Here is a 12,628-nt window from a genome sequence, read left to right on the forward strand (position 1 = left end):
ACGAACGGACAGCGAGATATTTCCGAAAATGCTGGATTGAGGCGCGATAAGTCTCTGCATCTCGGTGCAAATTAGGCGCCGAAAAACCAAAAATGATGGATGAAGTATGTCTCGCGCAGCAGGAATGGCACGCGCGTTCTCGCGGACCGATATTGGGATGTCGGTGTTGCCGACGCTGACGCTTCAATGCCCAAGGATCTGGCCATGACCATCGCTCGCCTCATGTGGAGCGGGTCACTGACCACTATGACCCCTTTGATGCGGGCGTCGCGCATAACCGGCAAAGCCTCGGAGAAATTCTGAAACGTTGTGTGCGATTGTTGCTCTGTCAGAATGACATTCGCTGGCACACCGCGTGCCATCGCCCACAGGCGCGCGGCCTCAGCTTCCGCCAGTGAATCTTCCGGTGACTTTCCGCCGGTAAAGATAATCCGGCCAACCCGCCCGCTTTTGTAGAGCGAAATGGCGTGAGCGATGCGTTGTTGAAACACCGGAGAAGGAGTGCCGCCGTCAACCGCGGCGCCGAGGACCAGAGCAGCGCCTGCTTTCGGCTCGGTATCGTCGCGAGGCCCGATACCAATCCAGATCGCGACACCAATCCACCAAACCGCAGCGCTGATCGCGATGAAGCCAAGCCGGCGGATCAAAGCCGTTCCAGGAACGCCTTGATCGCGGCTTGCTCATCACCCTTCCAGACAGCTCCGCAAATGGCGAGGAAATCAGCCCCCGCCTCCACCAATGGCGCGCAGTTCTCCGGCGTGATCCCGCCTATTGCAACGGAGGGAATTTCAAAAATCTTGCTCCACCACTCGATCAACTCCGGTTCGGCCCGGTGCTCGGTTTCTTTGGTAGAACTCGGGAAGAATGCGCCGAATGCCACATAGTCCGCACCCTGCTCGCCAGCCGTCATCGCCAGGTGTCTGGATGCATGGCAGGTAACACCGATCTGCGCTTCAAGGCCCAGCGCCTCACGCGCATCCTTCGGGGAACCGTCCTGTTGCCCCAAGTGTATGCCATCCGCTCCGAGACGTTTGGCGAGTGGAATACTGTCGTTTACGATGAAGGCGACATCGCGCTCCGCGCAGATCTCCTGAAGCGGCTCGGCAAAACCCGCTGCCTCATGCTGCTCGACATCTTTCACACGAAATTGAAAGGCGGTCACAAGCCCGTTTCCCGCGTCGATCGCCTTTGCCAGACGAGCCGGAAAAGCGCCCGAAACGTCGAGCGGAGAGATAAGGTAGAGTTGGCACTGGGTCATTGCGGGGCTTGGTAGACTCCGTTTCGAGATTCGTCGACATTCATCACACGGCAACAGCAATGGTAGCTAATGACCGGCATGATTCATCGTAACACCACGACAATAATTGCCGCGATGTCGCTATCGCTGGCGGCGTGCACGATCATTCCAGACGCGCCCAATGTTGCGAGCAGCCCGATGGCCGAAGGCACGGCGGTCGCACTTGGCCAACCCGTCGCAGTCGGAGAGGTCGTGGTCACGCCGATCAAAGTGATTGAGGATAGCCGCTGTCCGGTCAATGCACGCTGCGTCAGGGCGGGCAGACTGGTCATTGAGACGCGCATTTCCGGCAGCGGATGGCGAGATACAGCGAACATCAGCCTCGGCGAAACATTCGGAACGCATGGCTATGTCATCGCACTTGTGTCCGGTGAGCCGGGCAAGACCACGCAGTCAGAAATTCCGCCCGGCTCGTATCGGTTGGTCTACGAATTGCGTTAGTTTATCAGCCCGCTGCCGATGCTTCGGCGATCTGGTCGATTGCGGATTGCAGTGTTCCGTCAAATTCATTGTCATCTTGCTGCGCCCTTAAATCCTGCAGCAGACCGCGACTGAAACTTGCGATCATCCCGGAATTCTTGGCCAGTTCCGCGCAAGCTTCGTCCGTGGAATAGCCGCCAGACAGCGCAACGACGCGCAGCACCTTCGGGTGGCTGGTCAATTCGCTGTAAAGCCCGGCTTGTTTGGGAATAGATAGCTTCAGCATGACCTGCTGACCTGCGGGAAGTGCATCAAGACCTTCCTTGATCGCTTCCAGCAGGACCTTTTCACCGTCGACGCGGTCATCGGCTGTGATGTCATATTCAGGTTCCAGCATCGGCATCAGGCCACTGGAGATGATTCTCGCGCCATCGGCGAACTGCTGCTGCACGGCGTTCTTGATGCCGACTGGATTGTTGGACTTGATAACCGAACGCATCTTGGTGCCGAAAACGCCAAGTTCCTTCGCCCTCGCGCACATCTCTTCAAGACCCGGGTTCGGCTTCATCAGCTGCACCCCGTCGCGCTCTTCCTCGAGCCCCTTGTCGACCTTCAGGAAAGGCACGATGCCCCGCTCTTTCAAACGTGCGGGAACCGACTTGCCGCCACTTTCGCCGTCCATTGTCTTTTCGAACAGGATTGCGCCAATGACCTTGCCATTGCCGAAACACGGGCTCTCGATGATCCTCTGCCGCATTTCGTGGATCAGACCGAACATCTCATCCTCAGAGGTCCAGGCAGCTTCATCAACGCCGTAGCCTTTAAGCGCTTTAGGGGTCGAACCGCCGGATTGATCAAGCGCGGCAATGAAGCCTTCGCCGGTGGCAATCCGGGCAGTCATCTCGTCGTGGGTCATGGTCATATCCTGAGCCGTGTGAATTCGTATGCGCGGGCGTTTAGCCTCGCAGAAAATCGGTCGCAACAGTGCGTTTGAACTTATCTGCATATGGCCCGTTGTCAGACATTACCATCGGAGGAATCATGCCGAACAAAACACCGCAGGAACTTTCCACAGAGACCACCACGGATTTCGGCGACCTGACTGCGCTGACCATCAATTGCACGCTCAAGAAAAGCCCCGAAGGCTCGCACACCGACAAGCTGCTGGGCCTTGTCGAGGCGATTCTGGTCAAAAATGATATTGCACTGAATCAGGTCAGGCTGGTCGACCATGACATAGCACCCGGCGTGTATCCCGACATGACCGAGCACGGCGCTGCAAAGGATGATTGGCCGAGTATATGGGAGAAGGTCTCAGCCGCTGACATCTTGATCATTGGTACGCCCATCTGGCTGGGTGAGAAAAGCTCTGTTTGCCAGCGATTGATCGAACGCCTCTACGGGCATTCCGGTCAGACCAACGACAAAGGCCAGTACATTTTCTACGGCAAGACAGGCGGTGTGATCGTCACTGGCAACGAGGACGGGATCAAACACGTTGGAATGGGCGTGCTCTATTCATTGCAGCACGTCGGTTACACGATCCCGCCGCAAGCTGATGCCGGCTGGATCGGCGAAGCTGGCCCGGGACCGAGCTATGGCGATGCCAAGGAGAGCGGCGATGGCTACGTCGGGTACGACAACGATTTCACCCGGCGCAATGTCACTTTCATGACCTGGAACCTGATGCATATGGCCCGCATGCTCAAAGATGCCGGAGGTATTCCACGCCACGGAAACTCGGTCGATTTATGGAATGATGGGCGCCGCTTCGACGCGCCAAATCCGGAATACCGCTAAGACGGGGCGGATTTCAGCACCGGCACAAGATTGATGGCAATGGAGATCCGCGTGCCCGAACCATGGAACGGCCGCACTGCGTGCTGAAGCCAGCTGGGGAACAGCACGATCATGCCGGTCTTGGGCCGAAGCGAGATTTCGTTTTGCTGCGGTTCCCCGCTCGCGTCGCGGAACCGCAAGTCCGGAGCAGTCATGCGGACCATCGGCATACGCGGATCAAGCAATTGCAGCTCACCGCCCAGCGAAGGGTCATTGTCCCCTTCATAGCCATCGTCGACATAGCCGACGGCCGACCAGAAGCTGCCGGGATGGAAGTGATACTGGTTTGCATTGCCCTTGGCAGACACATTGGCCCACATTTCGGGATGCCAGGTAAAGCGGCTTTCATCGACCGACTTGGCATCGACCGTTTGTTCGTCGGCCATCGTCATCGCTTTCAGTGCCAGAGCACGGGCGGCTTCGCCGCCCCACGCGAGCATTTGAGTATTGGAGTGCCAACCGCCGATGTTTGAGATATCGATGCCTGCCTTGTCGCGCGAATGTTCAGCCACGATTGCCTCCCGCAGCATCCGCAGCCCTTCCTCACTCTGCAGCGTATCGATCACAAAAGGTGTCGAAAACAGCGCGCGAGTTTCTGGCACAGCTACCGGTCGCCCCGCACTTTTCGGATGATGCCGTTGAAACGCAGGACCGGCTGGCCATCGGCAGTAATCAGACCTTCCGCGAAGATTGTCTTGCCCCCTGCCCTGACGACCCTGCCCCGTGCCTCCATCAGCTGCCCGACACGCGCCGGGTCGAGGAAATCCGACGTCATGTTGAGCGTGACGCCATGCCCGCCTGCCAATTCCTTACGCGCAATCGCAAATATCGCGGAGTCGGCAAATGTCATCAGGCACCCGCCATGCATGAAACCCGCGCCGTTCATGTGGCGCGGTTCAGCGCGGAAGGCGCTGACATATCCGCCATTGTCCTCCTGACGCTCGTAGAAAGGACCAGCGCGCTGCTCGAAAGCGTCGCTTTGCCACGTCGACCAGCCTGCCCACTCGCCCTCTGTGACAGGTGCCAGGCCGCCACTGCCGCCAACTGCTTCGTTCTCGCTCATACCCTCAGCGCTGCCACACCGGGCAGTTCCTTGCCTTCCATCCATTCGAGGAAGGCTCCGCCAGCGGTCGAGATATAGGTGAAATCGTCCGCGACCCCGGCATGATTGAGTGCCGCAACTGTATCACCGCCGCCAGCCACGGAAATTAGTGAACCATCCTGTGTAAGCGCGGCCGCTATGCGGGCGAGCGCAACTGTAGCGGAATCGAATGGCTCCATCTCAAACGCACCCATCGGTCCATTCCAGACAAGTGTGCGGCAGGTCTTGAGCACATCGCCCAGCGCTTCGACCGCCTGCGGGCCCACGTCGAGGATCATCTCGTCATCGGCCACTTCGTGAACATTGCAGGTCCGCACGCTTGACGGGTTGGCAGCGAATTCCTTGGCCACCGTGACGTCATAAGGCAGATGAACAGTGCATCCGGCGTGGTCGGCCTTGTCCATTATCGCATTGGCGGTGGCCGTCAGGTCATGTTCGCATAAGGATTTGCCGACATCGACGCCGCGCGCGGCGAGGAAGGTGTTCGCCATTCCGCCGCCAATGATCAGATGCTGCACTTTGCCGACAAGATTTTCGAGTACGGCAAGCTTGCTGGAGACCTTCGCCCCACCGACGACTGCCGCCACGGGTTGTTCCGGATTGCCCAGAGCGGCATCAAGCGCAGCAAGCTCTCTCTCCATCGCGCGCCCCGCGTAGGCCGGCAGGATATGTGCCAGACCCTCTGTCGTGGCATGCGCGCGGTGGGCGGCGGAGAATGCGTCATTGATGTAGAAATCACCGTACGCAGCAATTCCCTTGGCAAATTCCGGATCGTTCGCTTCCTCGCCCGGCCAGAAGCGAACATTGTCGAGCAGGCCGATATCGCCATTCCCCAGAATGCCGATCGATTGTTCGACGACAGGACCGGTGACCTCGGGAATGAACATGATTTCCTTGCCGAAAACTTCTTCGACGTCTCCTTGGACAAAGCTGGTGCTCATGGTCGAGTGACGCTGGCCTTTGGGCCGCCCGAAATGCGCCAGCAACAAGACTTTCGCCCCGCGCTCGCACAGCTCCAGAACCGTCGGCTTGGCCGCCTCGACCCGCGTAACATCGGTCGCCGATCCGCCCAGCATCGGCAGATTCAGGTCGACGCGGACAAGAGCCACTTTCCCGGTGATTTCGCCGAGATCATCAAGCGTTTTGAAATTCGGCATTGTTGAGCCTTTACAGCAGGCCGGCCATCACTCCGGCGGTGTCGATCATGCGGTTCGAAAAACCCCATTCATTATCATACCATGAAACCACACGGCACAGCTTGCCTTCAATGACGGAAGTTTCCAGGCTGTCGATCGTGGAACTGGCGGGATAGTGATTGAAGTCGCTGGAGACGAGCGGCTGGTCGGTATAGTCGAGCACGCCTTTCATCGGGCCGTCGGCTGCGGCCTTAAGCGCTGCGTTCAATTCCTGGACACTGGTATCGCGGCCCGGAGTGAACACCAGATCGACAAGACTGACGTTCGGTGTCGGGACCCGAACCGAAGATCCGTCAAGTTTGCCGGCGAGTTCAGGCAGGACAAGGCCGACGGCGCGGGCCGCTCCGGTGGTGGTCGGGATCATGTTCTGCGCACCACCGCGGGCCCGGCGCATGTCGCTATGCATCTGATCGAGCATGCGCTGATCGTTGGTGTAGCTGTGAATGGTAGTCATGAACCCGCGCTCGATACCGACGGTATCGTGCAGCACCTTGGCCATGGGCGACAGGCAGTTGGTGGTGCAGCTGGCGTTCGAGACAATCACATCATCCGACGTCAGAACATCATGATTCACGCCATAAACGATGGTCGCGCTGACGTTCTTGGCCGGAGCCGAGATCAGGACACGCTTTGCTCCAGCCTTGAGATGCGGCTCAGCAGCTTCATGCGACTGGAAGAACCCGGTGCATTCGAGGACGATATCGACCCCCTGATCGCCATGCGGCAGATTGCCAGGGTCCCGCTCGCTGGTCACAGCGATCGACTTGCCATTCACGATGATGGCATTGTCGCCAACTTCGACGGAGCCAGGGAACCGGCCATGTGTCGAGTCATACTGGAAAAGCAACGCGTTCGACTTGGTATCTGCCAGATCGTTGATCGAAACCAGGTCCAGATCGTGATCGTCACGTTCCAGAATTGCCCGTGCCACAAGGCGTCCGATACGACCGAAACCGTTGATTGCAACCTTAGTCGCCATGTTCAAAACTCCTGCTTACGAATTGAGTTTGTTCGTTATTTTCGGGACAATCGCGTCCGCTGTGAAGCCAAATTTTTCAAATAGCTGACCAGCTGGTGCAGAGGCGCCAAAGCGGTCGAGTCCGATATTGATCCCGTCCGTACCGGTATAGCGCTCCCAGCCGAGAGTTGCGCCCGCTTCTATCGAAACTTTCAGCGCCGCGGCAGGGAGCAGATCGGCACGGTATGCCTGATCCTGCGCATCGAACAGTTCAGCGCACGGCATCGACACCACATCGGCACCAACGCCCTTCGCTTCGAGAGCTTCCGCCACTTCAACCGCCAGCGCGACTTCCGAACCGGTAGCGATCAGCACCACTTTGCGTTCAGTCGATGCGGCTCGCAGACGGTAAGCGCCCTTGGCACAGCGATTTGAAGTTGCAGACCAGTCCGCATCACCCTCGCCCCGCAACTGAGGCAGATTCTGACGCGACAGTGCGAGTACCGAGGGCGTTTCAGCAGCCTGGAGGGCCAGCGCCCAGCATTCCGCCGTTTCTATCGTGTCGCACGGGCGGAACACATTGAGGTTCGGAATCAACCGCAGGCTCATCACCTGTTCGATTGGCTGATGGGTCGGCCCATCTTCACCAAGCCCGATGCTGTCATGCGTCATCACATACACAACGCCGACCTGCTGGAGCGCCGATAGGCGGATCGCGTTGCGGCAATAATCGCTGAAAATCAGGAAGGTACCACCGTAAGGCACTACACCTCCGTGAAGGATCATCCCGTTCATAGCGGCAGCCATGCCAAATTCGCGAATGCCGTAGTAAAGATAGCGTCCGGAATAGTCGCCCGCACTGAACGGTGCGGTGCTCGGCGTTTTCGTGTTGTTCGATCCCGTCAGGTCGGCGGATCCGCCGATCAGTTGGGGCAGCTTTTCTGTCAAAGGACCAAGCGCCATTTCCGAGGCTTTGCGCGTCGCCACCGTTTTCGGCTCGCGCGCCAGCTCTGCAATGTGCTGCTCAATCGCAGGCCCTGCCAAATCGGCCACACTCATCATGCGGTTCTCGAATTCAGCCTGTTTGTCCGCATCGCTCGCCAGGCGAGTGCGCCAGGCAGCATGTTCGGCTTCGCCCTGCTCGGCGGTCGAGCGCCAGTCGGCAAGTATCTCGTCTGGAATAACGAAAGGCGCATGGTCCCAGCCCAACTGCTGGCGGGCAGCGGCAATTTCGTCAGCGCCAAGCGGTGCGCCGTGCGTTGCCGATGTGCCTTGCTTGTTCGGAGCTCCCTTGCCGATGACAGTCTTGCAGGCGACCAGCGAGGGGCGCGGATCCGCCATGGCGTCTTCGATTGCGCGGGCAATGTCGGCGTGGTCGTGGCCGTCGCAATCGACCACATGCCATCCCGCCGCACGATGGCGCGCAGCGATGTCTTCACTCGTCGAGAGGTCCGCCGAGCCATCGATCGTGATGTTGTTGTCATCCCACAGGACAATCAGCTGTCCGAGCTTAAGGTGCCCGGCGAGACCCACTGCTTCGTGGTTGATCCCTTCCATCAGGCACCCGTCGCCGGCAATCGCCCATGTCCGATGACTGACGAGATCGTCTCCAAAATGCGCATTGAGCTGGCGTTCGGCTATTGCCATGCCGACTGCCATAGCCACGCCCTGACCCAACGGACCCGTGGTACACTCCACTCCATCGAGCAGGAAGTTCTCCGGATGGCCGGCGCAAGGACTTCCCAACTGGCGGAAGTTGCGGATGTCTTCCATCGTGGGTGCATCGTATCCGCTCAGGTGGAGCAACGAATAGATCAGCATCGAGCCATGGCCCGCGCTCAGCACGAACCGGTCACGATCGTGCCAACCGGGAGCTTTGGGATCGAACTTGAGATATTTTGACCACAACACGGTTGCCACATCGGCCATACCCATCGGCATTCCGGGATGCCCCGAATTCGCCGCTTGTACCGCATCCATGGAAAGGGCCCTGATGGCGTTCGCCATTGGCGCCATGCGCGACGGGTCGATGGTCATTCGGAAAGGCTCCTTGCGTGGGGTCTGCCGACCGACTGCGACAGACATGATTCGGGCGCGCGAACCCCTTCGCGGACAGGCAGTGAGAGGTCAAGGACGGTCCATCGGGCAGTCCACCCCTTTACCATCGTATGGTCAGATGAGGTCAGTTATCAACAGGCCCCACCAAGCCTTTGCGTCCGTTGGCAAATGCGATAATATTCATGCCATGAATGGGGACCGTACAGAGAACGCCGTGCAACGGATCGAGGCTGCGCTTGCGCGAATTGCCAAGGTCGCAGAGCGCGATACCGCCGAACAGGCTGCGAATGCGGACAATGGTGCCGCGAATGAGGCGTTACGCGCAACCGTCTCCACCCAGCTCGAACAGCTGGCTGCTCTGATCGAGGAGCTGGAGGCATGAGCGAAGTCAGCATCGCAATTGCAGGCCGGAACTACACCGTCGCCTGTGCCGAGGGTGAGGAAAGCCATGTTGCCAGCCTCGGGCAAATGCTCAACGACAAGCTTGATCAGCTTGGCGGCAGCCTGTCGTCGCAGGAATCGCAAAACCTCCTGTTCGCGGGACTGTTCGTTGCTGACGATGTGCACGAGGCGCACAAAAAGCTCGCTGAGGCGCTGGATGAGAAACGAGAGGCGGACGAAGCCCATGCAGCCCAGCAACGCGAAGCGAACCTTGCAATCGGCATGCGAGAAGAACTCCAACTGAAGATATCGCAACTGGAAGGCGAACTGGACGGTCTGCAGTCGGCCCAGCAACGCCATAGCTTGGAAGTCGACGATATGCGCAAGGAACTGGGCAATCGCCGACAGGAAGCCATGGAAGCGAACGAAGGCAAGGCCGTTATGACCGAGCGTCTCGCTGTCCTGGAGCGGGAACTGGAAGCGGCAAACACCGCCACCGAAACGCTTAAGGAAAAGAATGCCTCTCTGAACGCCAAGGTTGAGCGTTTGGGATCCATGTCTGCGGTGGTCGCATCCAATGGTGGCAAAGCGACGGAGGGCGATCTCGCCCCCGCACTGGAGAGGTTTGCCGATTTGCTGGAAGATTGTGCTGAAAAGCTTGAGCGCACGTCCACGGCACCCTAAGTAAGAGTCGGCGGGACTGCCCGGCACGAGCCGTTCGAATATCCCTGAGGCTATAAGCTATCCTAGGGAGCTGTCCCTGCCTTGGATAACGGGTTCGTCCTGGGCTCCAGGGCATACGGCGCCCACCTGACGTTTTCGCGTCAGAGGATTTCATTGGCAACGACCCATGGTGGTTCCGTCACTTCGCGCGCAGGAGCAAAACATGCGAGAAAAACATGCTCTGCGCCGTCAGATGCGGTCGAAACGTCGCGAATTCGTCGCAACCCTCCCCGAGCAGGTGCGCGGCTTGGTTTTCAGCCGGCCTCCGCAGGAGATTGACGACTTCTTCAAATCTTCACAGGCGATCGGGTTTTATTATCCGATGGAGGACGAGGCGCCCGCGCTGGGCTGGCTGCGATGGTTTCATGAAAGCGGCAAGACCGTTGCGTTACCTCGGATCGATCCATCCAGCAGCACAATGCATTTTCACATTTGGGAGAACCCATGGGCGGAGGATGAGCTTGAAACGGGTCCTCACGGCATTCCTCAACCAAGCCCGGGGGCTTCTGCTGTGACACCTGAAGCGCTCATCGTTCCCCTTCTGGCTTATACCGACACGGGAAAGCGGCTGGGCCAGGGCGGCGGCTATTACGACCGATGGCTCGAGGCAAACGGGCCAACGAAGTCCATCGGGCTGGCATGGGACTGCCAGATGGTCGAAGATCTACCGCTTGAAGATCACGATCAGTCGCTCAACGCGATCGTCACTCCGAGCCGCATCATTTGGAGCGAGCGATGAAACGCACAGAACCAACCTGGCGCATACCAATTGGAATTCTGCTGCTTATCGGTGCACTGACTGCTTACGCTTTGGTTGTTGCCCGGTATGTTCCGGAAATCGTCGCGACGTGGCACGCCCTGTTCCAGACGATCGTCTACCTGTTTTTCGGACTGATCTGGCTCTTGCCACTGAAGAGATTCCTCAAATGGATGGAAACCGGCAGCTGGCGCTAGTCCGATTGCAATCTGACAGCCTTCTGCCTAGCCTCCCTTTCTGGGAGAGAGCCGATGGTCACCGATACTGCGTCGCACGAGGCCACGGCCGACAAGCCGCCTGTCTGGTTGAAGCTCGCCCATGGCTCTGGCGCTGCGGCATTCGGAATCAAGAATAACGGCTTCGACTATTTCCTGCTGATCTTCTACGGAACCGTCATTGGGCTCGAGCCCGGACTGGTCGGTCTGGCTATCCTCATTGCACTCGTCTTCGACGCGGTCAGCGATCCGCTCGTAGGGTACTGGTCAGACAATTTCCGGTCGAAATGGGGACGGCGCCATCCCTTCATGTACGCTGCCGCCTTACCTGTAGCGTTCAGTTATTTCCTGCTGTGGAATCCGCCGGACTGGAGCGACCTGGGTCTGTTTCTGTACCTGACACTTCTCGCCATCCTGATCCGAACATTCATCACGTTCTATGAAACGCCCAGTTCAGCGCTGATCCCTGAATTGACGCAGGATTATGACGAGCGGGCAAGCCTCCAGTCGTATCGCCTGTTCTTCGGCTGGTCAGGCGGCAACATCATGAGTGTGCTCATGTTCGGTGTTCTGCTCACCGGCCCCCTCGGCATGCAGGATCGTGCCGCTTACCAAACTTATGGAATGATCGGATCAGCGCTCATTCTCGTAGTCATCATGATTTCTGCGATCGGGACGCATTCGCGCATTCCGCATCTTCACCGCCCACCGGCACCGACCGAACGATACAGTGTCGCTCGGATCTTCCGGGAGATGATCGAGACACTGAGTGAGAAGAGCTTCATTGCCTTGTTTCTCTCGACAGTGATTTTCGCCGTGGCGACCGGGCTCTCAGCCGCTCTTGCGTTTCTCATGCTCAATTATTTCTGGGAATTCAGCCCGTTTCAGATTTTCATCTGGACTTGCTTCGTGTTCGTATCTGCCTTCCTCGGCTTTCTGGTTGCGCCTTGGGCCACGCGCAGGCTGGGCAAGAAGCGCGCCACGATCATTTTGGGACTGCTCGCATTCACCATCCAACCGGCACCGGTCTTGCTCAGGCTGGTCGGCGCAATGCCGGAAAACGGAGACCCGCTGCTGTTCCCGATCGTCGCGTCGATCAATGTCATTGACCTGGGCCTCATCATTGCGGTGCAAGCCGTAGCCTACTCGATGATCGCAGATCTGGTCGAAGCCAATCAGGTGAAGACAGGTCGGCGTTCGGAAGGGGTCTATTACGCAGCGATGACCTTTACCCGCAAAACGACACAGGGGCTCGGCGTATTGGCCGCGGGCGCGATCCTTTCTTTGATCGCATTTCCCGAAGGGGCTGAACCCGGAACGGTGGACCCAGACACGCTGTGGTGGCTTGGAGCGCTCTATGCGCCCTCATTGCTGATCCTGTGGATGTCCGCTCTCTACTTCGTTTCGCGGTACAAAATCGATCGGGCCGGGCATGAGGAGAACCTGCGCAAACTGCGCGAAGGATGATCCCGCTCCGACAAAAAAGGTCCCAAGTGGCGCGAGTGACGGGACTCGAACCCGCGACCCTCGGCGTGACAGGCCGATACTCTAACCAACTGAGCTACACCCGCGCATTTAAGCGGCTAGCGCCTCTTGGGAGCAGCGCCACTAAGCCCTAGCGGGATTCGTGTCAACGGCGAAACGTGCCAAAAAACGCACTTCGCCGAAATGCGCGTGTGCCA

Annotated in this window: 15 protein-coding genes, 1 tRNA gene and 1 other RNA gene; 8 read left to right on the forward strand and 9 right to left on the reverse strand. The window is 58.5% G+C overall.

Annotated features, from left to right (window positions below; genetic code table 11):
• Window positions 1–71 precede the first annotated feature (71 nt).
• Together E0502_RS13885 and thiE are read right to left on the reverse strand one after the other, a co-directional pair.
• Complete coding sequence (locus E0502_RS13885; RefSeq protein WP_137678576.1) at window positions 72–647, reverse strand: YdcF family protein; 576 nt, start codon at window positions 645–647, stop codon at window positions 72–74.
• A complete protein-coding gene (gene thiE / locus E0502_RS13890) occupies window positions 644–1,258 on the reverse strand; it encodes a thiamine phosphate synthase (protein WP_137678577.1) in 615 nt (204 codons plus the stop codon). The genes E0502_RS13885 and thiE overlap by 4 nt, the downstream gene beginning before the upstream one ends.
• Before the next feature lie 69 nt (window positions 1,259–1,327).
• Between thiE and E0502_RS13895 the strand changes: the two genes are divergently transcribed.
• Window positions 1,328–1,738, forward strand: coding sequence for a hypothetical protein (locus tag E0502_RS13895; protein WP_137678578.1), 411 nt, complete (start codon window positions 1,328–1,330; stop codon window positions 1,736–1,738).
• A gap of 4 nt (window positions 1,739–1,742) precedes the next feature.
• Here the strand turns inward: E0502_RS13895 and E0502_RS13900 are convergent, their stop codons facing one another.
• Window positions 1,743–2,633 (reverse strand): fructose bisphosphate aldolase, encoded by an 891-nt coding sequence (locus tag E0502_RS13900; protein ID WP_137678579.1) that lies wholly within the window; start codon window positions 2,631–2,633, stop codon window positions 1,743–1,745.
• 125 nt (window positions 2,634–2,758) lie between these two features.
• On the opposite strand from E0502_RS13900, the gene E0502_RS13905 reads away from it, so the two are divergent.
• The gene (locus E0502_RS13905) at window positions 2,759–3,517 is read left to right on the forward strand and encodes a flavodoxin family protein (protein ID WP_137678580.1); all 759 of its coding nucleotides are present in this window, start codon (window positions 2,759–2,761) and stop codon (window positions 3,515–3,517) included.
• On the opposite strand, the gene E0502_RS13910 is transcribed toward E0502_RS13905, so the two are convergent.
• Genes E0502_RS13910 through tkt form a run of 5 tightly spaced genes read right to left on the reverse strand, consistent with a single transcriptional unit; the run spans window position 3,514 to window position 8,849 of the window.
• Window positions 3,514–4,158: a 2OG-Fe(II) oxygenase family protein gene (locus E0502_RS13910; protein ID WP_137678581.1), complete on the reverse strand. Its 645-nt coding sequence runs from the start codon at window positions 4,156–4,158 to the stop codon at window positions 3,514–3,516. The two genes, E0502_RS13905 and E0502_RS13910, sit on opposite strands and share 4 nt — an antisense overlap.
• Before the next feature lie 2 nt (window positions 4,159–4,160).
• Window positions 4,161–4,619, reverse strand: a complete 459-nt coding sequence (locus E0502_RS13915) for a PaaI family thioesterase (protein ID WP_137678582.1) — start codon at window positions 4,617–4,619, stop codon at window positions 4,161–4,163.
• Window positions 4,616–5,815 (reverse strand): phosphoglycerate kinase, encoded by a 1,200-nt coding sequence (locus E0502_RS13920; protein ID WP_137678583.1) that lies wholly within the window; start codon window positions 5,813–5,815, stop codon window positions 4,616–4,618. Before E0502_RS13920 ends, E0502_RS13915 begins: the two co-directional genes overlap by 4 nt.
• A gap of 10 nt (window positions 5,816–5,825) precedes the next feature.
• The gene (gap, locus tag E0502_RS13925; RefSeq protein ID WP_137678584.1) at window positions 5,826–6,833 is read right to left on the reverse strand and encodes a type I glyceraldehyde-3-phosphate dehydrogenase; all 1,008 of its coding nucleotides are present in this window, start codon (window positions 6,831–6,833) and stop codon (window positions 5,826–5,828) included.
• 15 nt (window positions 6,834–6,848) lie between these two features.
• A complete protein-coding gene (gene tkt, locus E0502_RS13930; RefSeq protein ID WP_137678585.1) occupies window positions 6,849–8,849 on the reverse strand; it encodes a transketolase in 2,001 nt (666 codons plus the stop codon).
• 208 nt (window positions 8,850–9,057) lie between these two features.
• Between tkt and E0502_RS13935 the strand changes: the two genes are divergently transcribed.
• From E0502_RS13935 to E0502_RS13960, 6 genes are all read left to right on the forward strand, one after another.
• Complete coding sequence (locus E0502_RS13935; protein ID WP_137678586.1) at window positions 9,058–9,252, forward strand: hypothetical protein; 195 nt, start codon at window positions 9,058–9,060, stop codon at window positions 9,250–9,252.
• Entirely contained in the window at window positions 9,249–9,935 is a 687-nt protein-coding gene (locus E0502_RS13940) for a cell division protein ZapA (RefSeq protein ID WP_137678587.1), read from the forward strand. The genes E0502_RS13935 and E0502_RS13940 overlap by 4 nt, the downstream gene beginning before the upstream one ends.
• Before the next feature lie 10 nt (window positions 9,936–9,945).
• Window positions 9,946–10,115: non-coding RNA, 6S RNA (gene ssrS / locus E0502_RS13945), on the forward strand.
• A 22-nt stretch (window positions 10,116–10,137) separates the two neighbouring features.
• Complete coding sequence (locus E0502_RS13950; RefSeq protein ID WP_137678588.1) at window positions 10,138–10,713, forward strand: 5-formyltetrahydrofolate cyclo-ligase; 576 nt, start codon at window positions 10,138–10,140, stop codon at window positions 10,711–10,713.
• Entirely contained in the window at window positions 10,710–10,928 is a 219-nt protein-coding gene (locus E0502_RS13955; RefSeq protein WP_137678589.1) for a DUF2842 domain-containing protein, read from the forward strand. Before E0502_RS13950 ends, E0502_RS13955 begins: the two co-directional genes overlap by 4 nt.
• 54 nt (window positions 10,929–10,982) lie before the next feature.
• Complete coding sequence (locus E0502_RS13960; RefSeq protein WP_137678590.1) at window positions 10,983–12,413, forward strand: MFS transporter; 1,431 nt, start codon at window positions 10,983–10,985, stop codon at window positions 12,411–12,413.
• Between the two features lie 27 nt (window positions 12,414–12,440).
• On the opposite strand, the gene E0502_RS13965 is transcribed toward E0502_RS13960, so the two are convergent.
• Window positions 12,441–12,517, reverse strand: a tRNA-Asp gene (locus tag E0502_RS13965).
• Between the last annotated feature and the right edge of the window lie 111 nt (window positions 12,518–12,628).

This window comes from Parerythrobacter lutipelagi, from assembly GCF_005434975.1.
GTDB lineage: Bacteria > Pseudomonadota > Alphaproteobacteria > Sphingomonadales > Sphingomonadaceae > Parerythrobacter_A > Parerythrobacter_A lutipelagi.